The following is a 20,080-nucleotide window of genomic DNA, read 5'->3' as shown; positions in this document are numbered from 1 at the left end:
GAGTATGTCAGATGATCTAATGTTAGAACAAAGTCGTTTCGCCGTTCGTCGAGGAGATCCGGTAGTTGTGACCACATCACTGGCGGTAGGCCGCATCGCCGGCGCGCCGATCTCGTGGGGGCTGTGCGAGGTGCCCGGCTGGGGCCACCAGCTCGCACCGAAGCGCGTGCTGGCGGAGATGCAGGAGCTCGGCCTCGTGGCCACGGAGTTCGGGCCGCCCGGCTTCCTGGAGGCCGACGGGGAGTCGCGGGTCGCGCAGCTCGCCGGGCACGGTCTGCGCGCGGTGGGCGGCTTCCACGTGGCGGTGCTGCACGACCCGGGCCACGACCCCGTGCCGGCGGTCGACGCGTTCATCGACGAGTGCCTGGCCGCGAAGGCCGGCATCGTCGTGCTGGCGGCCGGCACCGGTCAGGCCGGCTACGACGCCCGCCCCGAGCTCGACGAAACCGGGTGGCAGGCCCTGCTCGCCAACCTCGACCGCATCGCCGACCACGCCGCGAGCCGCGGGGTCGAGGCCGTCCTCCACCCCCACATGGGGACGATGGTCGAGACCGGAGCCGAGACGGCGCGGGTCCTCGAGGGCTCGCGCATCGGCCTGTGCGTGGACACCGGCCACCTCGCCGCCGCGGGCGCCGACCCCGCGGCGATCGTCGCCGCGCAGCCCGGGCGGGTCCGCCACGTCCACCTCAAGGACGTCGACGCGAGCCTCGCCGCGCAGGTCGCGGCGGGCTCGCTCACCTTCGCCGACGGCGTGCGTGCCGGGATGTTCGTGCCGCTCGGCACCGGCGACGTCGACGTCGACGGGATCGTCGAGATCCTCGAGGCGGCGGGCTACGACGGGTGGTACGTCCTGGAGCAGGACGTGATGCTCCCCGGCGAGCCGGACGGCGAGGGACCGCTGGCCGACGTACGCACCTGCCTCCACTACCTGACAGGCTCCCGGTCATGAGCACAGGAACGACCACCATCCGGCACTGGATCTCGGGCTCCCTGACCGACGCGGGCTCGACCCGCACGTCTCCCGTCTACAACCCGGCCACCGGCCAGGTAGCGGCCGAGGTGCTGCTCGCCGAGGCCGCCGACGTCGAGCGCGCGGTCGACGCCGCGTGGGAGGCGTTCCCGGCCTGGTCGCAGACGTCGATCAGCGCCCGGACCAAGATCATGTTCGGCTTCCGCGAGCTGCTCAACGCGAACGCCGGCCGGCTCGCCGAGGCGATCACCGACGAGCACGGCAAGGTGCTCTCCGACGCGCTCGGCGAGGTGCAGCGGGGGCTCGAGGTCGTCGAGTTCGCGTGCGGCATCCCGAGCCTGCTGAAGGGCGACTACTCCGACCAGGTGTCGAGCGGGGTGGACACGTTCTCGTTCCGCGAGCCGCTCGGCGTCGTCGCCGGCATCACGCCGTTCAACTTCCCGGCGATGGTGCCGATGTGGATGTTCCCGGTCGCGATCGCCTGCGGCAACACGTTCGTGCTCAAGCCGAGCGAGCGCGACCCCTCGGCGTCGCTCGTCATCGCGGAGCTCTGGCGGCAGGCGGGCCTGCCCGACGGCGTCTTCAACGTCGTGCACGGCGACAAGGTCGCCGTCGACGCGATCCTCGACTCGCCGCGCGTCGCGGCCGTGTCGTTCGTCGGCTCGACCCCGATCGCGCGCTACATCCACGAGCGCGGCAGCGCGAACGGCAAGCGGGTGCAGGCCCTCGGAGGCGCCAAGAACCACGCGATCGTGATGCCGGACGCCGACATCGACTTCGCGGCCGACCACCTGTCGGCGGCGGCGTTCGGCTCCGCCGGCGAGCGCTGCATGGCGATCTCGGCCGCGGTCGCCGTCGGCTCCGGAGCTGACCTGGTCGTCGAGGCGGTCTCGGCGCGCGCACGCGCGGTGAAGGTGGGCCCGGGTCGCGAGGCGGGCAGCGACATGGGCCCGGTCGTGACCCGCGAGGCGCAGCAGCGGATCGTCGGCCTGATCGGCAGCGGCGAGGAGCAGGGCGCGGAGGTCGCGGTCGACGGCCGCGGGCTCGTGGTGCCGGGCCACGAGGACGGGTTCTTCGTCGGGCCGACGGTCATCGACCGGGTCGGCACCGAGATGGACGTCTACACCCAGGAGATCTTCGGCCCGGTGCTCTCCGTGGTGCGAGCCGACGACGCCGACGAGGCGATCGCGCTCATCAACGCCAACCCCTACGGCAACGGCACCGCGATCTTCACCTCGTCGGGCGAGGCGGCGCGCCGGTTCCAGCGGGGCGTCAACGTAGGCATGATCGGCATCAACGTGCCGGTCCCGGTGCCGATGGCGTTCTACTCCTTCGGGGGCTGGAAGGACTCGCTGTTCGGCGACAAGCACGTGCACGGCCCGGAGGGCGTGAGCTTCTACACGCGCGCCAAGGTCGTGACCGCTCGCTGGCCCGAGCAGGCGCAGGCCAGCGGGGCCAGCCTCCACTTCCCGACGTCGAGCTGATGCCGGCCCTCGAGCTGCTCACCGTCGGCCGGGTGGGGGTGGACCTCTACCCCGAGCAGTCGGGCGTGCCGCTCAAGGACGTCGCGACGTTCGCGAAGTCCCTCGGCGGCACCGCGACCAACGTGGCGGTCGGCGCGACCAGGCTCGGTCGGCGCGCGGCCGTGCTCACGAAGGTGGGGGCCGACGGGCCTGGCGGCTTCGGCGACTACGTGCGTGAGGCGCTGACGGGCTTCGGCGTCGACGCGTCGTACGTCGGCACGGCCGACGGCCTGCAGACGCCGGTGGTGTTCTGCGCGCTCGACCCGCCCGAGGACCCGCCACTGACCTTCTACCGCGCGCCGATCGCCCCCGACCTCACGCTGACCGTCGACGACGTGCCCTGGGACGTCGTGCCGGACGTGCCGGTGCTGTGGGTGACCGGCACCGGGGTGAGCGTCGAGCCGGCCCGCGGCACCCAGCTCGAGATGCTGGCCCGGCGGCCGCGCCCGGCGCCCGGCTCGGGCCGCTGGACCATCCTCGACCTCGACTGGCGCGAGATGTTCTGGCCCTCGCCGGAGGAGGCGCGGGAGGAGTACGCCGCCATGCTCGGCCACGTCACGGTCGTGGTCGGCAACCGGGCCGAGGTCGAGGTCGCCGTCGGCACCGGCGACCCGCACGAGGCGGCCGCCCGGCTGCTCGCGCGCGGTGTCGAGCTCGCGCTGGTGAAGCTCGGCGGCGACGGCGTGCTGGTCGCCACCGCCGACGGCAGCACCGTCGTACCCCCTCATCCGGTCGAGGTCGTGTGCGGTCTCGGCGCCGGCGACGCGTTCGGCGGCGCCCTGGTGCACGGGCTGCTGTCGGGCTGGGAGCCGGCGCGCTGCGCCGAGTACGCCAACGCCGCCGGCGCCATCGTCGCCTCGCGGCTGGCCTGCGCCGACGCGATGCCGGACCTCGCCGAGCTCGAGGAGCTCGTCGCCTCGCGGGGGGCCGCGACGTGAGCGTGCCGACCCTCACCGACGAGCAGTGGCGAGACCTGCTCGCGACCCGCGCGGGCGACCCGGGCGCCATCGCGCGGGCCTACTCCGCCCGGCGACGGCCGGGCCGGGTCCTCAACGACCGCGGCACGCTGTTCCTCGTCGCGGCCGACCACCCCGCCCGGGGCGCGCTGGCCTCGGGCGGCGACCCGATGGCGATGGCCGACCGGCGCTCGCTCCTCGCGCGGCTCGCCGAGGCGCTCAGCCACCCCGACGTCGACGGGGTGCTCGGCACCCCCGACGTCGTTGAGGAGCTGCTGCTGCTCGGCGCACTCGAGGGCAAGGTCGTGATCGGGTCGATGAACCGCGGCGGGCTCGACGGCGCCGCGTGGACGATGGACGACCGCTTCACCGGCTACGACGCCGCGAGCATCGCCGACCGCGGGCTCGAGGGCGGCAAGATGCTGCTGCGCATCGACGACAGCGACGACGGCACCGCCGAAACCCTCGAGGGCTGTGCCAGGGCGGTGACCGAGCTCGCGGCTCACGGGCTCGTGGCGATGGTGGAGCCGCTGCCCTACCACCGTGAGGAGGACGGCTCGCTGCGCCTCCTCAAGGACGTCGCGTCCCTCGCCCGCGCGGTCGCGGTCGCGAGCGGCCTCGGCACGACCAGCGCGCACACCTGGCTGAAGATGCCGTCCTGCGACGACCCGGAGGCGGTGTTCGCCACGACCACGCTGCCCTGCGTCGTGCTGGGCGGGGTGCCGCACGCCGACCCCGCCCAGGACCTCGCGTCGTGGGGGCGCGCGCTGGTCCAGCCCGCGGTGCGCGGTCTGGTGGTCGGCCGGGCGCTCCTCTACCCGCCGGACGGCGAGGTCTTCGCCGCGGTCGACGCCGCGGCCGCCGTGTTGCGGGCGGCGGGGGAGGAGCCGTGACGCTGGTGCGCCCGGCGCCGGCCGGGCCGGTGGTCGTGGACCTGACGCCGGCGGACGCCGGGTGGGAGTGGACCGGTCTGCGGGTGCTGCGTCTCGCTGCCGGAGCGCCCACGACGGTGCGCACGGGCGACTCGGAGCTGTTCGTGCTGCCGCTGTCCGGTTCGCTGGAGGTCCGCGCCGAGGGCCGGGAGTTCGGGCTTGAGGGCCGCGACTCGGTGTTCAGCCGGGTCACCGACTTCTGCTACGTCGGCCGCGACAGCGAGCTGACGCTGGTGTCGCAGGAGGGCGCGGAGGTCGCGCTGCCGTCGTCGCGGTGCGAGCGCGCGCTCCCGCCGGCGTACGGCGCCGCGGAGGACGTGCCGGTCGAGGTGCGCGGTGCCGGGCCGGCCACCCGTCAGGTGGCCAACTTCGGCATCCCAGGCGTGTGGGACCACGCCGACAAGCTGGTCTGCTGCGAGCTGCTGACGCCGGACGGCAACTGGTCGAGCTACCCGCCACACAAGCACGACGCGAGCGAGCCGTGCCGGGTGGTCAACGAGGAGATCTACTACTACCGGATCCACGCCGGCGCGGACGGGTCGAGTGGCTTCGGCTACCACACGACGTACACCGGGCCCGAGCACGAGGCGGCCGGGCTGGCGGCGCTCGACGAGACGCACCGCGTGCGCGACCACGACGTGGTGCTGGTGCCGCACGGCTACCACGGACCGTGCGTGGCGGCGCCGGGCTACGAGATGTACTACCTCAACGTGATGGCCGGGCCGGGCGCCGAGCGCGAGCTCGCGTTCTGCGACGACCCCGACCACGGCTGGGTGCGCGACACCTGGGCCGACCTGACGACCGACCCCCGCTGCCCGATGACCTCGGCGGCCGGGCGGAGGGAGAGCTGATGCCTCGTCTCACCACCGCGCAGGCGCTGGTGCGCTGGATGACCGCGCAGCGGTCGGAGCTGCTCGACGGCACGCAGGTCCCGCTCTTCGCCGGGGTGTTCGCGATCTTCGGCCACGGCAACGTGCTCGGCCTCGGCACCGCGCTGCACGAGGCCGGCGACGAGCTGCCGACGTGGCGGGGGCAGAACGAGCAGGGCATGGCGCTGGCCGCGGTCGCCTACGCGCGGGCGACCGACCGGCGCCAGGTGATGGCGGCGACGTCGTCGATCGGACCGGGAGCGCTCAACATGGTCACCGCCGCCGGCGTCGCGCACGCCAACCGGCTGCCCGTGCTCCTGCTGGCCGGCGACACCTTCGTCGGCCGCGCGCCCGACCCGGTGCTGCAGCAGGTGGAGCACTTCGGCGACCCGACCCTCTCCGTCAACGACTCGTTCCGGGCCGTCTCGCGGTACTTCGACCGGATCACCCGGCCCGAGCAGCTGCTGGCGTCGCTGCCGCAGGTGGCGCGAGTGCTCACCGACCCGGCCGACTGCGGACCGGTCGTGCTCGCGCTGCCGCAGGACGTGCAGGCCGAGGAGTGGGACTTCCCCGAGGCGTTCTTCGAGCCGCGGCTGCACCGCGTGCCGCGACCGCGGGCCGACCGGTCCGCGCTGGCGGACGCCGTCGAGGTGGTCCGCGCGTCGTCCCGTCCGTTGCTGGTGCTGGGAGGTGGCGTGCGCTACTCCGGCGCGGCGGCGCAGGCCCTCGAGCTCGCGGAGGTGCACGGCGTACCGGTCGTCGAGACCGTCGCCGGGCGCACTCTCGTGCCGCACGACCACCCGCTCCACGCCGGCGCCCTCGGCATCGTCGGCTCGGCGTCGGCCAACGCGCTCGCGGCCGAGGCCGACGTGGTGGTCGCGGTCGGCACCCGGCTCCAGGACTTCACCACGTCGTCGTGGACCGGCTTCGCCTCCGGCGTGCGGATCGTCAGCGTCAACGCCGCGCGCTTCGACGCGGTCAAGCGCGGCGCGCACGAGGTCGTGGGCGACGCGCGCGAGGTGCTGGTCGAGCTCGCGGCCGCCCTGGGCGACTTCGCCGCGCCGCCGTCGTGGGCCGACCGGGCGCGTGCCGTGAAGGCAGACTGGGACGCCGAGATCGACCGGCTGCGCGCAGGGGTCGAGCCGGGAGTGCTCACCTACGCCCAGGTCACGGGCGCGGTCAACGACGCGTCGGGGCCGGACGACTACGTGCTCACCGCCTCGGGCGGCATGCCGGGCGAGCTGCACGGCGGCTGGCGCACCGGCGCGGTGACTCCGGGCGCCACGTCCGGCGCCACCATGGACCTGGAGTACGGCTTCTCCTGCATGGGTTACGAGATCGCCGCGCCGTGGGGCGCCGCGATGGCCCGGGCGCGTACCCACCCCGACGGGCTGGTCACCTCGATCTTCGGCGACGGCTCCTACCTGATGCTCAACTCCGAGCTCTACTCCGCGGCGTTCGCGGGCGTGCCGTTCGTCGCCGTGCTGTGCGACAACGGCGGGTTCGCGGTCATCCACCGGCTGCAGACCGGGCAGGGCGCCGACGGCTTCAACAACCTGTTCGCCGACTCCCGCGGTCCCGGCGCGTCCGCCGGGCTGACGGTCGACTTCGCCGCGCACGCCCGCTCGCTGGGCTGCCACGTCGAGACCGTCGCGGACGGCCACCTCGACGGCTTCCGGACGGCGTACGCCGCCGCGCGGGAGGCCGCGGTGGCCCAGCAGCGCCCGGCCGTCGTCGTCTGCCGGGTGGCGCCGTCGGCCTGGACCGAGTCGGGCGCGTGGTGGGAGACCGGCACCCCTGGGTCGCTGTCCGGCCGCCCGGCGTACGACGAGGGCAAGGCGCGGCAGGTGCGCTGGCTCTGAGGCGCCGCTGCTGCCACGCTGGGCGCATGCTCGACCTGCGACCCGGCTGCGAGTGCTGCGACCGTGACCTGCCGCCCGACTCGCCCGACGCGATGATCTGCACCTACGAGTGCACGTGGTGCCGCGACTGCGTCGACAACGTCCTGCACGGCGTGTGCCCCAACTGCGGCGGCAACCTCCAGCCCCGGCCGATCCGACCGGCCGAGCTGCTGGCCACGAACCCCGCGTCGACGCAACGGGTCGTGCGCGAGCACTGCCCCTGAGCGCTAGGCCGTCTCCCTGGCCAGCACCTGCTCGCGCAGGATGTCGCCGTGGCCGGCGTGCCGGGCGAGCTCCTCGACCATGTGGACGTAGATCCAGCGCAGCGTGAGCGGCCCACGGCGGTTGTGCACCGCGAGGTCGTAGAGGTCGTACGGCGCCGCGATCTCGTCGGCCTCCGCCCACGCGGCCCGGTAGTCGGCCACGACCGACGCGACGGTGTCGTCGTCGCGCAGGACCCAGCTCTCGTCGGCGTCCTCCGGGATGCCCACCTCCTCGCGGCTGCGCCCCGCCAGCGAGACGTGGAACCACACCCGCTCGACGAACGCGCAGTGCTTGACCAGGCCCAGCAGCGTGGTCGCCGAGGGCACCAGCCCGGCCCTCGCCTGCTCCTCGGTGAGGCCGTCGAGCAGCCGCGCGATCTCGGTCCGGGTGTCGTGCACGAAGGCCAGCAGCTGAGCTCGTTCGCTGCCGATCAGGGCGTCCTCACTGAGGTACTGCGTCTCGGTCACGGGGCACGAGCCTAGGCTGCGACAGGCCGCGCCATAGGTGCGCCTCCGCACGCTGGGGCACCCCTCGTGCAGGATGGACCCGCACAACACACACCGAGAAGGGTTGAACATTGAACAAGGGAGAGCTCAAGGACGCGGTGGCCGAGGCCGCCGGGCTCAGCGGCGCCGACGCGGAGCGCGCGCTCGACGCGGTCCTCGACACGATCACCAAGACCGTGGCCAAGGGCGACAAGGTCACCATCCCGGGCTTCGGCACGTTCGAGAAGCGCGAGCGTTCGGCCCGGACCGGTCGCAACCCGCAGACCGGCGCCGAGATCAACATCGCGGCGACCAGCGTGCCCGGCTTCAAGGCCGGCGCGAAGTTCAAGTCGGCCGTCGCAGGCTGACGCCGTACGCCGGCCCCGCCGGCCAGGAGTAGCTGCGCAGCAGCCACTACCAGGCCGGCGGGATCCGGCGCGGAATCCCGCACGCGCGCCACTGCCCCCCGCGTGCGTCCCAGCCCCGGCGTGCGAGGTTTCGAGACGGTCGCTGCGCGCCCTCCTCAACCAGCGGTGGTCGAGCGGGTGCCTTCGCTGCGGTGGCTTCGAGGCTCGTCGCCAGCGCTCCTCGCACCTCAGCCAGCGTCTGGGCGCGCGTCGTACGGTGGCTGAGGTGCAAAGGCGTGCTGCGCCTGAGCCTCGAAGCCAGGTGGCCTGGGAGCCGGGGCCGACCTCGACGGGCACGCATCGCTGGTTGAGGAAGGCGCGCTAGCGCCTGTCTCGAAACCTCCGCAGCGTTGGCACCTGCTGGATCGGGCTCGGTTGCCTCCCAGCCCCGGCGGGGCGCGAGTCCGGCGGTCCGGCCTCAGGACTCGTACGGCGCGCCGCCCAGCCGGACCGTCCCGGTGTCGTCGAAGGCCCGCACGGTGCAGGCGTCCGACAGCGGCTCGCAGACCCGGACGGTCTCGCCGTCGAGCACGAGCAGGTTGCCGTCGGGCGTCCAGCCGAGGTCGTAGCCCGCGTGCGCGTGCTCGAACCGCGAGCCGGCGGCGACGTCGTGCACGAAGGCGCTCGGCACCGCCTCCGCGTCGGGGACGTCGTCGGGGAAGCTGCGCATCAGGCGCCCGTCGGGGGAGAAGAACGCGTACCAGCCCTCGGGCGTCCGCACCTCGCCGACGAGCGACTGGTCGGACATGGCGCGGACCTCCCAGACGCTCCCGCGCTGGACGGCGTAGTGGCCGTTCTGCAGCTCGTAGGTGTCCTCGGTGCCCGGCACCGCTCGGGTCGCGCCGGTGCGCCAGTCGACCTCGGTCCAGCCACGGCCGGTCCGCACCCAGACCACGTCGCCGTCGATCGACACCGGCGGCGCCTCCCAGCCGGTCTCGACGGGGTGGTCGAGGACGACGACCCGGGCGAGCTCGCGGTTTGACACCACGTCGTGGACGACCACCTCGAGCCGGCCGGAGTCCTGGGTGGCGTAGGCGAACCTCGAGCTGTCCGGCTCGAAGCCGGGGATGCGGTCGCCCATGGCGACGTCGACGGGGGAGCGCGCGCCGGTCGGGGTGACGAGCTCGTAGTGCGATCGGCCGTCGTTGGTGTCGCTCGACGTGCCGCTGCGGACCACGACGCCGGCGGAGGTGTAGTAGATCGCCTTGATCGACTCCTCCCAGTGGACGACCTCGTCCCCGAGGTAGAGGTCACGGCCGACGGCGAACGCACCCTGGGACGCGAACGCCTCGGCGGCGCGGGCCGGGTCGACGATGTCGTCGTCGGCCTGCAGCCGGTGCGCACCGGTCGCGCCGCCGGCGACCACCACGGCGGCCACGAGGGCGCCGGTCGCGGCCTGGGTCCACCGGCGACGACGGCGCAGCCCGTGGCCGCGCTCCAGGATCGCGGCGGTCGACGGCGACGGGACCTCGAGCCCGTCGGCCTCCTCCCGCAGCAGCACGCTCAGCCGCTCAGTCATGTCGGGCTCCCGTCTCCTGAGGCACGACCGCGTCGCCGAGCTGCGCCCGCAGCTTGAGCAACGCGGCCGAGGTCTGGCTCTTGACCGTGCCCTCGCTGATGCCGAGGGCGTGCGCGACGTCGCGGACGCTGAGGTCGTCGTAATAGCGCAGCACCACGACCGCCCGCTGCCGCGGCGGCAGGGTGGCCAGCGCCGCGAGCACCGCCGGCCGGTCCGACGGCTCGGCGCTGGTCGGCAGCTCGGGCAGCGCCGAGGACGGCAGCTCGTTGCGCCACGAACGCCGCCGGAACCACGACGCCGCCGTGTTGGCCAGCACCACCCGGGCGTACCCGGCGGCCGCGGCCGGCTCGCGGACCTTGCCCCATGACGCGTAGGTCTTCGCGAGCGCGGTCTGCACGAGGTCCTCGGCGAGCTGGTGCTCGCCGAGCAGGAGGTACGCCGTGCGGTAGAGCCCGGGCCACGCGGCGTGCACGAGCTCGGCGAACGCCTCGTCCGAGGGTGCCGGCACGACGTACCTCCTGCTGCTGGTTGCGGTCCTGTGCCCTCCAAGATGCGCCAGCCCGGCGATCGGTTGGACGCCGGGCCGGAGTTCCTCAGGTCACGCCGAACCACCGAGCCAGCACGGGCAGGCGTCGCAGGGCCACCTGGTCGAGCAGCAGCGCGACCACCAGCGTGAGTCCGAACAGCGGCAGGAGGACGCCGAGAGCGACGAGCACAACAGCGAGCAGAGGGGTGGCGCGCACCGGCATCCGGCCCCGCGGAGCGCCCATGACCGCGGCGCCGCGTGGTCGGCGGCGCCACCACATCAGCGGCCCGGTGACGCACATGAAGACGACCGACAGGCACATCGCCGCCGAGCCCCAGAACGACCACAGCCCGAGGCTGCGGCCCTCGTGCAGACCGATGCCCTGCGCGACGACCTTGGCGAGGAGCGGGTAGTCGTCGAAGCCGTACGTCGACTCGACCTCGCCGCCGTAGCGGCCGACGTGCACGGTCCGCTCGTCCGACGGCGCGTCGAACGCGTAGCCGATCACCGAGAACACGCCGGTCGCGTCGTCGTCAGCGGGGAGCGCCACTGTCATCGGGTGCCGCAGCCCCTCCCGGTCGGCGACGGCGATCGCCGTGTCGACGTTGGCGACACTTCGGCCGTCATCCTCGGTCGCACCGTCGGGGACGGGTGAGTCGCCCTGGCCCCAGGGCACGTCCTGCGCGTGGCTGTGGGGCAGCGACTCGTCCAGGGTGGAGCTCGGGTCGCTCTGCGCGCCGGGGTCGAGGCTCCACAGCGACGAGCCATGGTCGGTCGCGATCGACTGCACCTTCTCGCCCCAGAAGCCGGTCCACGGCAGGCCCGTCACCAGGAGGGTGAGCAGGCCGACGCCCACGAAGGCACCCACCATCCCGTGGCGGTAGCGGAGCCGGGCTGTCCGGCGCTCGGCCCTCTTGGCCCGGCGCCGGGCCTGGAAGCCGCGGACGAACAGGTAGTAGCCCGTCAGCGCCATCACCAGCGCCCAGCAGACGCCGACCTCGATCACGCGGTCGCCCCAGGTGCCGGACATCAGCTCGCCGTGCAGCCGGATCGCCCGGCCGGAGAGCGTGGTGTCGGGGTCGACGGAGCCGAGCACCCTCAGCCGGTAGGGATCGACGAACACGTCGCGCCCGGCGCCGTCGGCGGTGGTGACCGAGACGATCGTCGGGTCGCCGGTGTCGCGCGGCTCGGCCAGCGACACCGCGGTCGAGCCGGGGACGGCCTCCTCGACCACGGCGAGCTGACTGACGTAGGGCTGCGCGATCCCGCCCGACGCACGTGTGTCGACGTCGTACAGGCCGGGGTGCAGCAGCGGCTCCAGCTGGAACCGGAGCAGGTAGATCAGCCCGGTCGTCGCCAGCAGCAGCAGGACCGGGACGACGAGGAAGCTGGCGAAGAAGTGCCAGCGCCAGGCCGCACGGAACCAGCCGGAGCCGCGTGCCGGCGTACGCCGTGGGTCGGGTGGGGGTGCATGAGGGCGCGAGGGCGCCGCAGAGGTGGTCATGAGTGCTCTCCTCGAGCAGATGATGGGAACGCAGGACAGCCCGCCCGGGGACCGGGCGGGTCAAGGACGGATCAGGAGCCGATCAGCCTGCGAGGAGAGGTGGGCCGCGTCGGGAGACGGACGGGCCGAGGAGCACGGAGCGGAGGCCCGCGGCGACCGCGTCGGCGACCCAGCCGGGCCGCGGAGCCGGACGGACGGTGACGATGAGAACCGGCCGCGCGAGCCGGAGCAGCACGCGGGCCGTGAGCTGGACGACGCGGACCAGGCAGCGCTCGCCGTAGGCCAGCCAGAGCCCGACGAGCGTCGCGGCGGCGAGGTGGGCGGCCATCATCGGCGCGTGCGCCGACAGGTCCGCGACGAGGTGGTGGACCGGGAGCGTCGGGGTCTGGTGAGGCATCGCGTCGGAGCCCACGAACGCGTCCTGCAGCGAGCCGACCCGGCGGCCGTCGACCTCGGGCAACGGGGCGAACCCGGTGCCGCGCGGCACAGACGCCGCCGACGCCTCGGGATCGCCGACGTGGCCGGCGCTCAGGGTGAGGCACAGGTGGATGACCGTCTGCCCGCCGACCAGCACCCCGAGCGTCCGGAGCCGCGACGCCGGCCGGGCGAGCACCGGGACGCTGAGCCCCACGAGCACGACGTAGAGCATCACCAAGAAGGCCGGACCGGGCAGCAGCCCGTCCGCCATCAGGTGACCGGCGGTGCCGAGGAAGAACGCGAAGGTCCCGGCGAAGAGCGCGCGCAGCCACAGGACCGACGCGCTCCTCCCGGGTTCCATCACGTCACAGTCTGGCAAAGGAGGCGGAGGCGCGCGTCAGAAGTCCTCGTCGAACCCGACCGCGCCGGTGACGCCGACCTGGTACGCCGACACCTTCCGCTCGAAGAAGTTCGACAGCTCCTGCACGTCCTGGAGCTCCATGAACGCCAGCGGGTTCTTCGAGCCGTAGATCACAGGCAGCCCGAGGCGCTGCATGCGCTGGTCGGCGACGTACTCGAGGTAGCTGCGCATGTCCGCGGTCGACAGGCCGGCGACGCCCCGGCCCAGGAGGTCCTCGGCGAACTGCGCCTCGGCGTCCACCCCCTCGACGAGCATCTGCCGGATCTGGGCGCCGAGCTCGTCGTCGAAGAGCTCGGGCTCCTCCTCGCGCACCGTGTCGACCACGTCGAACGCGAACGCCATGTGCATCGACTCGTCGCGGAAGACCCAGTTGGTGCCCGAGGCCAGTCCGTTGAGCAGCCCGCGGGAGCGGAGGAAGTAGACGTAGGCGAACGCGCCGTAGAAGAACAGCCCCTCGATCACGGCCGCGAAGCAGATCAGGTTGAGCAGGAACGCTCGTCGGTGCTCGCGGGTCTCGAGCCGGTCCAGCTCGAAGACCGAGTCGATCCACCGGAAGCAGTAGTCGGCCTTGGCCTTGATCGACGGGATGTTCTCGACGGCCGCGAACGCCTGGTGCCGCTCGGCCTCGTCGGGCACGTAGGTGTCGAGCAGGGTCAGGTAGAACTGCACGTGCACGGCCTCCTCGAACAGCTGCCGCGACAGGTAGAGCCGGCCCTCGGGGGAGTTGACGTGCTGGTAGAGGTTCAGCACCAGGTTGTTGGCCACGATCGTGTCGCCGGTGGCGAAGAACGCGACCAGCCGCGAGACCAGGTGCCGCTCGGCCTCGGTGAGCCGCTGCAGGTCCTTGAGGTCGGAGTGCAGGTCGACCTCCTCGACGGTCCACGTGTTCTTGATGGCGTCGCGGAACCGGTCGTAGAAGTACGGGTAGCGCATCGGCCGCAGGGTCAGGTCGAGCCCGGGGTCGAGCAGGTTCTTGGCGGTCGTCTGGGCGTCGGTCGTGGTGGTCACTGGCAGGCCTCGCAGCTCTCGGGGTTCTCCAGGGAGCACGCGAGTGCCTCCTGGTCGGTGGTGTTGGGGACGGCGGTCGGCTCCGACAGCACGGTCGTCTGCTGGATCCGGGTCGCCGGGCGCGACCGCAGGTAGTAGGTCGTCTTCAGCCCGGACTTCCAGGCGTGGAGGTACATCGACGAGAGCTTCCCGATCGACGGACCTGCGATGAAGAGGTTGAGCGACTGGCTCTGGTCGACGTACGCCGCCCGCGCGGCCGCCATGTCGATCAGCGCCCGTTGTGGCAGCTCCCACGCCGTGCGGAACAGCAGCCGCACGTCCTCGGGCAGCGCTGCGACGCCCTGCACCGAGCCCTCGGCCCGCTTGATGGCGTCGCGGACCTCCGCGGTCCACAGTCCCCGCTCCTTCAGCTCCCGGGTCAGCGCCGCGTTGACCTGGAGGAACTCACCGGAGAGCGTCTCGCGCTTGAACAGGTTGGACACCTGCGGCTCGATGCACTCGTAGCAGCCGGCGATCGACGCGATGGTCGCGGTCGGCGCGATCGCCACGAGCAGCGAGTTGCGCAGCCCGTGCTCGGCGACGTCGGCACGCAGTGCCGCCCAGCGCTCGGGCTGCGCGGGTGCTGAGTCCGGCCAGAAGTCCGGCTGGAGGTGGCCGGCGGCAGCCCGCGTCGCGGCGTACGCCGGATGGGGGCCGTGCTCGCGGGCGAGCTCGCACGACACCTCGAGCGCGGTGAGGTAGACGTCCTCCTGGATCCGCGTCGACAGCTCCCGCGCCTCGGACGAGTCGAACGGCAGGCGCAGGGCGAAGAAGACGTCCTGCAGGCCCATCAGCCCGAGGCCGACCGGGCGCCACTGCGGGTTGGACGCCGCCGCCTCGGGGCTCGGGTAGTAGTTGACGTCGATCACCCGGTCGAGCAGCGGCAGGGCCGTCCGGACGGTCGCGCGCAACCGCTCCCAGTCCATGCCCGACGGGGTCACGTGTCGCGCGAGGTTGATCGAGCCGAGGTTGCAGACCGCGGTCTCGGCGTCGGAGGAGACCTCGATGATCTCGGTGCAGAGGTTGGAGAGGTGGACGACGGGTCCACCCGGCTCGTCGGAGGTCTGGTTGCAGGTGCGGTTGGCGGCGTCCTTGAACGTCATCCAGCCGTTGCCGGTCTGCGCGAGCGTGCGCATCATCTTGCCGAACAGCTCGCGCGCCTTGACCTTGCGCACGAACCGGCCCTCCTCCTCGGCCCGGCGGTACGCCACGTCGAAGGCCGCGCCCCACAGGTCGAGGAGCTCCGGCGCCTGGTCGGGGTCGATGAGCGACCAGTCGGCGTCCGCCTCGACCCGGCGCATGAACTCGTCGGGGACCCAGTTCGCGAGGTTGAGGTTGTGGGTGCGCCGGGCGTCCTCGCCGGTGTTGTCGCGCAGCTCGAGGAACTCCTCGACGTCCGGGTGCCACGGCTCGAGGTAGACGCACGCGGCGCCCTTGCGCCGGCCACCCTGGTTGACCGCGGCCACCGACGAGTCGAGCGTCCGGAGGAACGGCACGATGCCGTTGGAGGCGCCGTTCGTCCCCCGGATCAACGCACCGCGCGAGCGCACCCGCGAGAAGCCGATGCCGATGCCGCCGGCGAACTTCGAGAGCCGTGCCACCTGCTGGTAGCGCGCGTAGATCGAGTCGAGGTCGTCGCGCGGGCTGTCGACGAGGTAGCAGCTCGACATCTGGGTGTGCCGGGTGCCGGAGTTGAACAGCGTCGGGCTGCTCGGGAGGTAGGCGAGCGACGCCATCAGCCGGTAGAAGTCGACGGCCTCGCCCGGCGTCCGGGCCAGCCCGCAGGCGACGCGCAGCAGGAAGTACTGCGGCGTCTCGATCACGAGCCGGTCCGAGGGGTGCTTGAGCAGGTAGCGGTCGTAGACCGTGCGCAGCCCGAAGTACTCGAACCGACGGTCGGCGCCTGCCGCCAGCTCCGCGTCGACAGCGAAGTCGAGCTTCCGGGCGTTGTCCTTGACGAACCTCGCGGTGTCGTCGCCGATCAGCCCTTCGGCGTGGCCGAGCGCGACCGACTGGCTGAACGACATGACGCCCTGGTTGCGGACCTCCTTGTCGATGTAGCCCGACAGCAGCCGCGCGGCGAGCCGGGAGTACTCCGGCTCCTCGCCGATCATCTCGGCGGCCGTCTGGATCGACAGCCGGTCGAGCTCCGCGGTGGTCGCTCCGTCGTACAGCCCGCTGATGGTGCGGGTGGCGACCCGCATCGGGTCGACGTCGGCCAGGTCGTTGCAGACCCGGTCGACCGCTCGCACGATCTTGTTGACGTCGACGTCCTCCGGGTCGCCGTTCCTCTTGCGTACCTGCATCGTCTCTCTCCTCGCGAGGCGCTTCCAGAAGGCCCGAGGTCGCGCAGGGGAGACGGTCGTACGCCGCGGAGTAGGGGCCGCGTCGTCCCAGCCGTCGGCCGTCCCACGCGGCCTCGGACCACCGCACCCGGCGGGTGCGGTGCGCTGGCAGGTCTTCGGACTCGTGGGCGCGCCGGACCCTGGTCGCCCAAGGTCCGATCCCTACTGGCCGTCGCTTCCCAGGTCTGGTTGACCCAGTGCGTCTGACGGCGGTCGTTCCCACTCACCGCTGCGGGGCAGTCCCGGAGTCCCACCGGGTTCCCTCTTGCCTCCGAACCTCTGGATGAGGTCCGGAACCAGCTGCGCCGACCACCGTATGTAGTGGTCGCCGCGAAGTTCGGGACCACATGTTGTGTCGGCGTGTCGTGGGGTCTCGATGGCGTACCTGCCGCGGTCGCGTCCCAGCGCGGCCTTCAGGGGCTTCGAGGCTCAGGCGCAGAACGCCTTCGCACCTCAGCCACCGTGATTCGGCCCGCGGCACGGTGGCTGAGGTGCGAGGAGCGCCAGGCACGAGCCTCGAAGCCTCCGCAGCGCAGGCGCCGGACGTATGCCAGTGGGCGAGCGAGAAGCCGGATGACGGCGTCCATAGGATTGACCGCATGTCCGCATCGCTGTCCCGCGACGAGGTGGCGCACCTGGCCACGCTCGCGCGGATCGACCTCACCGAGGCCGAGCTCGACCACCTGGCGCCGCAGCTGTCGGTGATCCTCGACTCGGTCGCGTCGCTCCAGGGGGTCGCGTCCGCAGACGTGCCGCCCACCTCGCACGCGCTGCCGCTGACCAACGTCTTCCGCGAGGACGTCGTCGAGCCGTGCCTCACCCCCGAGCAGGCGCTGTCGGGCGCGCCCGAGCAGGAGCTGCAGCGGTTCTCGGTCCCGCGGATCCTGGGCGACGAGCAGTGACCGCCGACATCCGGCGGACCGCGGCCGAGCTGGCCGACGACCTTGCCTCCGGCGCCACCACGAGCGTCGAGCTGACCCAGGCGTCCCTCGACCGGATCGGCGCGGTCGACGGCGCCGTGCACGCCTTCCTCCAAGTGGACGCCGAGGGCGCACTGGCCGCCGCGCGGGCCTCCGACGAGCGCCGCGCGGCCGGGCAGGTCGCCTCGGCCCTCGACGGCGTGCCGATCGCGGTCAAGGACGTGCTCGCGACCGAGGGCCTGCCCACCACCTGCGGCTCGCGGATCCTCGAGGGCTGGGTGCCGCCGTACGACGCGACCGTGGTCGCCAAGGTTCGTGCGGCCGGGCTGCCGATCCTCGGCAAGACCAACATGGACGAGTTCGCGATGGGGTCCTCCACCGAGCACTCGGCGTACGGCGTCACGCACAACCCGTGGGACCTCACCCGGATCCCCGGCGGCTCGGGCGGCGGCTCGGCCGCCGCGGTGGCCGCCTTCGAGGCGCCGATCGCGCTCGGCACCGACACTGGCGGCTCGATCCGCCAGCCCGGCGCGGTCACCGGCACGGTGGGCGTGAAGCCGACCTACGGCGGTGTCTCGCGCTACGGCCTCGTCGCGCTCGCCAACTCCCTCGACCAGGTCGGCCCGGTCACCCGCACGGTGCTCGACGCGGCCCTGCTGCACGAGGTCATCGGCGGCCACGACCCCAAGGACTCCACCTCGATCGACCAGCCGTTGCCCGCGCTGGTCGAGGCGGTCCGTCAAGGCGCGTCGGGCGACCTGACCGGCGTCCGGATCGGCGTGGTGAAGGAGCTCGGCGGCGAGGGCTACCAGGCGGGCGTGCTGGCCCGGTTCCAGGAGTCGGTCGAGCTGCTGACCAAGGCGGGTGCGGAGGTCGTCGAGGTGTCGTGCCCGCACTTCGTGCACGCGCTGGCGACCTACTACCTCATCTTGCCGGCCGAGGCGTCGAGCAACCTCGCGCGCTTCGACGCGATGCGCTACGGACTGCGGGTGCTGCCCGAGGGGGTCGACGCGCCGTCGGCCGAGGACGTCATGCGGGCGACCCGCGAGGCCGGGTTCGGCGACGAGGTCAAGCGGCGGATCATCCTCGGCACCTACGCACTCTCGAGCGGCTACTACGACGCCTATTACGGCCAGGCCCAGAAGGTTCGGACGCTGATCTCGCAGGACTTCGCCCGCGCCTTCGAGCAGGCCGACGTGCTGGTCTCGCCGACCGCGCCGACCACGGCGTTCCCGATCGGCGACAAGGTCGACGACCCGATGGCGATGTACCTCAACGACCTCGCCACGATCCCGGCCAACCTCTCCGGCGTCCCGGGCATCTCGGTGCCGAGCGGGCTGGCCGACGAGGACGGCCTGCCGGCGGGCTTCCAGATCCTGGCGCCGGCGCTCGCCGACGACCGCGTCTACCGGGTCGGCGCCGCCCTGGAGTCGCTGCTGCTGGAGCAGTGGGGCGGCCCGCTGCTCGACCGCGCGCCGGACCTCGAGGGAGCGAGCGCATGACCACCACGACCGACACGCTGGTGCCCTTCGACGAGGTGCTCGAGCGCTACGACCCGGCGCTCGGCCTCGAGGTGCACGTCGAGCTCAACACGGCGACGAAGATGTTCTGCGGCTGCCCCGCGGCGTTCGGCGGCGAGCCCAACACGCACGTCTGCCCGACCTGCCTGGGCCTGCCCGGCTCGATGCCGGTGGTCAACCGCCGGGCCGTGGAGTCGGCGATCCGGATCGGGCTCGCGCTCAACTGCTCGATCGCGGAGTGGTGCCGGTTCGCCCGGAAGAACTACTTCTACCCGGACATGCCGAAGAACTTCCAGACCTCCCAGTACGACGAGCCGATCTGCTTCGACGGGTTCATGGACGTCGACGTGGACGGCGAGACCGTCCGGGTCGAGATCGAGCGCGCCCACATGGAGGAGGACACCGGCAAGTCCACCCACGTCGGGGGGCTCACCGGCCGGATCCACGGCGCCGACTACTCGCTGGTCGACTACAACCGGGCCGGCATCCCGCTCATCGAGATCGTGACCAAGCCGATCGTCGGCGCGGGGGAGAAGGCGCCGGCCGTCGCGCGCGCCTACGTCAGCCAGCTGCGCGACCTCATCGTCGCGCTCGGCGTCTCCGAGGCGCGGATGGACCAGGGCAACCTGCGCGCCGACGTCAACCTCTCGCTCGCGCCGAAGGGGTCCGGCACGCTCGGCACCCGCACCGAGACCAAGAACGTCAACTCGTTCCGCTCGGTGGAGCGCGCGGTCCGCTACGAGATGCAGCGGCACGCCGGCGTCCTCGACGCGGGCGGCTCGATCCTGCAGGAGACCCGGCACTGGCATGAGGACACCGGGATCACCACGAGCGGCCGCGAGAAGTCCGACGCGGAGGACTACCGCTACTTCCCCGAGCCCGACCTGGTGCCGATCGCGCCGCCGCGGGAGTGGGTGGAGGAGCTGCGCGGAACGCTGCCCGAGAACCCCACCGAGAAGCGCGCCCGGCTCCAGGCGGAGTGGGGCTTCAGCGACCTCGAGATGCGCGACACCGTGGGCGCGGGCGCGCTCGGGCTGGTCGAGGAGACCATCGCCGCCGGGTCGTCGCCGCAGGCGGCGCGCAAGTGGTGGCTGGGCGAGCTGGCCCGCCGCGCCAACGACTCCGGTGTCGACCTCGCCGACCTCGGCGTCACGCCGGCCGACGTCGCCCGCATCCAGGCCCTGGTCGACGAGGGCGCGCTCAACGACAAGCTGGCCCGCCAGGTCTTCGACGGTCTCTTCGCCGGCGAGGGCACCCCCGACGAGATCGTCGCCGCCCGCGGGCTCGCGATCGTCTCCGACGAGGGCGCGCTCTCGGCCGCCGTCGACGCCGCCATCGCCGCCAACCCCGACGTCGCCGACAAGATCCGCGACGGCAAGGTCGCCGCGGCCGGCGCGCTCATCGGCGCGGTGATGAAGGAGATGAAGGGCCAGGCCGACGCCGCCCGCGTCCGTGAGCTGATCCTCGACAAGCTCTCCTGAGCCGCCGAGTCGGCGTTGCTGCTGACGAGTAACCGGCCGAGTCGGCGCTACTGCTCATCAGTAACGCCGACTC

At 72.7% G+C, this 20,080-nt stretch carries 18 protein-coding genes and 1 riboswitch; of the genes, 11 read left to right on the top strand and 7 right to left on the bottom strand.

Going from position 1 to position 20,080, the window contains the following annotated elements:
* Window positions 1-67: 67 nt before the first annotated feature.
* Genes G514_RS0115245 through G514_RS0115215 form a run of 7 tightly spaced genes read left to right on the top strand, consistent with a single transcriptional unit; the run spans window position 68 to window position 7,375 of the window.
* Entirely contained in the window at window positions 68-949 is an 882-nt protein-coding gene (locus tag G514_RS0115245; RefSeq protein WP_028652459.1) for a TIM barrel protein, read from the top strand.
* A complete protein-coding gene (locus G514_RS0115240) occupies window positions 946-2,454 on the top strand; it encodes a CoA-acylating methylmalonate-semialdehyde dehydrogenase (RefSeq protein ID WP_028652458.1) in 1,509 nt (502 codons plus the stop codon). The genes G514_RS0115245 and G514_RS0115240 overlap by 4 nt, the downstream gene beginning before the upstream one ends.
* Entirely contained in the window at window positions 2,454-3,431 is a 978-nt protein-coding gene (gene iolC, locus G514_RS0115235; RefSeq protein WP_028652457.1) for a 5-dehydro-2-deoxygluconokinase, read from the top strand. The genes G514_RS0115240 and iolC overlap by 1 nt, the downstream gene beginning before the upstream one ends.
* Complete coding sequence (locus G514_RS0115230; protein ID WP_245582230.1) at window positions 3,428-4,342, top strand: Cgl0159 family (beta/alpha)8-fold protein; 915 nt, start codon at window positions 3,428-3,430, stop codon at window positions 4,340-4,342. Before iolC ends, G514_RS0115230 begins: the two co-directional genes overlap by 4 nt.
* Window positions 4,339-5,232, top strand: a complete 894-nt coding sequence (iolB, locus tag G514_RS0115225; protein WP_051247513.1) for a 5-deoxy-glucuronate isomerase — start codon at window positions 4,339-4,341, stop codon at window positions 5,230-5,232. Before G514_RS0115230 ends, iolB begins: the two co-directional genes overlap by 4 nt.
* Entirely contained in the window at window positions 5,232-7,112 is a 1,881-nt protein-coding gene (gene iolD / locus G514_RS0115220) for a 3D-(3,5/4)-trihydroxycyclohexane-1,2-dione acylhydrolase (decyclizing) (protein ID WP_036564988.1), read from the top strand. The genes iolB and iolD overlap by 1 nt, the downstream gene beginning before the upstream one ends.
* A gap of 26 nt (window positions 7,113-7,138) precedes the next feature.
* Complete coding sequence (locus tag G514_RS0115215; RefSeq protein WP_028652453.1) at window positions 7,139-7,375, top strand: DUF1272 domain-containing protein; 237 nt, start codon at window positions 7,139-7,141, stop codon at window positions 7,373-7,375.
* A 3-nt stretch (window positions 7,376-7,378) separates the two neighbouring features.
* Here the strand turns inward: G514_RS0115215 and G514_RS0115210 are convergent, their stop codons facing one another.
* Complete coding sequence (locus G514_RS0115210; RefSeq protein WP_036564986.1) at window positions 7,379-7,882, bottom strand: DinB family protein; 504 nt, start codon at window positions 7,880-7,882, stop codon at window positions 7,379-7,381.
* Window positions 7,883-7,992: 110 nt separating this feature from the next.
* Here G514_RS0115210 and G514_RS0115205 point away from each other — a divergent pair, with 110 nt between their 5' ends.
* Window positions 7,993-8,268, top strand: a complete 276-nt coding sequence (locus G514_RS0115205; RefSeq protein ID WP_028652451.1) for an HU family DNA-binding protein — start codon at window positions 7,993-7,995, stop codon at window positions 8,266-8,268.
* 457 nt (window positions 8,269-8,725) lie between these two features.
* Here G514_RS0115205 and G514_RS0115200 read toward each other — a convergent pair whose 3' ends face one another.
* From G514_RS0115200 to G514_RS26995, 6 genes are all read right to left on the bottom strand, one after another.
* The gene (locus G514_RS0115200; protein ID WP_028652450.1) at window positions 8,726-9,826 is read right to left on the bottom strand and encodes a hypothetical protein; all 1,101 of its coding nucleotides are present in this window, start codon (window positions 9,824-9,826) and stop codon (window positions 8,726-8,728) included.
* Window positions 9,819-10,334, bottom strand: a complete 516-nt coding sequence (locus tag G514_RS27005; protein WP_036564984.1) for a SigE family RNA polymerase sigma factor — start codon at window positions 10,332-10,334, stop codon at window positions 9,819-9,821. The genes G514_RS0115200 and G514_RS27005 overlap by 8 nt, the downstream gene beginning before the upstream one ends.
* A gap of 85 nt (window positions 10,335-10,419) precedes the next feature.
* Window positions 10,420-11,856: a PepSY-associated TM helix domain-containing protein gene (locus G514_RS0115190; RefSeq protein WP_036564982.1), complete on the bottom strand. Its 1,437-nt coding sequence runs from the start codon at window positions 11,854-11,856 to the stop codon at window positions 10,420-10,422.
* 82 nt (window positions 11,857-11,938) lie between these two features.
* A complete protein-coding gene (locus G514_RS29350) occupies window positions 11,939-12,634 on the bottom strand; it encodes a hypothetical protein (RefSeq protein ID WP_051247512.1) in 696 nt (231 codons plus the stop codon).
* Window positions 12,635-12,670: 36 nt separating this feature from the next.
* Window positions 12,671-13,702: a ribonucleotide-diphosphate reductase subunit beta gene (locus G514_RS0115180; protein ID WP_028652448.1), complete on the bottom strand. Its 1,032-nt coding sequence runs from the start codon at window positions 13,700-13,702 to the stop codon at window positions 12,671-12,673.
* On the bottom strand, window positions 13,699-16,047 hold the full coding sequence (locus tag G514_RS26995; RefSeq protein WP_036564980.1) for a ribonucleoside-diphosphate reductase subunit alpha: 2,349 nt from the start codon (window positions 16,045-16,047) through the stop codon (window positions 13,699-13,701). Before G514_RS26995 ends, G514_RS0115180 begins: the two co-directional genes overlap by 4 nt.
* Before the next feature lie 129 nt (window positions 16,048-16,176).
* A riboswitch (cobalamin riboswitch) is annotated at window positions 16,177-16,403 on the bottom strand.
* A 282-nt stretch (window positions 16,404-16,685) separates the two neighbouring features.
* Here G514_RS26995 and gatC point away from each other — a divergent pair.
* The 3 genes from gatC to gatB are packed head-to-tail and all read left to right on the top strand — an operon-like array spanning window position 16,686 to window position 20,007.
* Entirely contained in the window at window positions 16,686-16,988 is a 303-nt protein-coding gene (gene gatC, locus G514_RS0115170) for an Asp-tRNA(Asn)/Glu-tRNA(Gln) amidotransferase subunit GatC (protein ID WP_028652447.1), read from the top strand.
* Window positions 16,985-18,508 (top strand): Asp-tRNA(Asn)/Glu-tRNA(Gln) amidotransferase subunit GatA, encoded by a 1,524-nt coding sequence (gatA, locus tag G514_RS0115165; RefSeq protein ID WP_028652446.1) that lies wholly within the window; start codon window positions 16,985-16,987, stop codon window positions 18,506-18,508. Before gatC ends, gatA begins: the two co-directional genes overlap by 4 nt.
* Window positions 18,505-20,007, top strand: a complete 1,503-nt coding sequence (gatB, locus tag G514_RS0115160; protein ID WP_028652445.1) for an Asp-tRNA(Asn)/Glu-tRNA(Gln) amidotransferase subunit GatB — start codon at window positions 18,505-18,507, stop codon at window positions 20,005-20,007. Before gatA ends, gatB begins: the two co-directional genes overlap by 4 nt.
* Window positions 20,008-20,080: the final 73 nt, after the last annotated feature.

The organism is Nocardioides halotolerans DSM 19273, assembly GCF_000422805.1.
Classification (GTDB): Bacteria; Actinomycetota; Actinomycetes; order Propionibacteriales; family Nocardioidaceae; genus Nocardioides; species Nocardioides halotolerans.
Note: the sequence above shows the minus strand (reverse complement) of the source record. Positions and strands in the feature narration are given on the sequence as shown.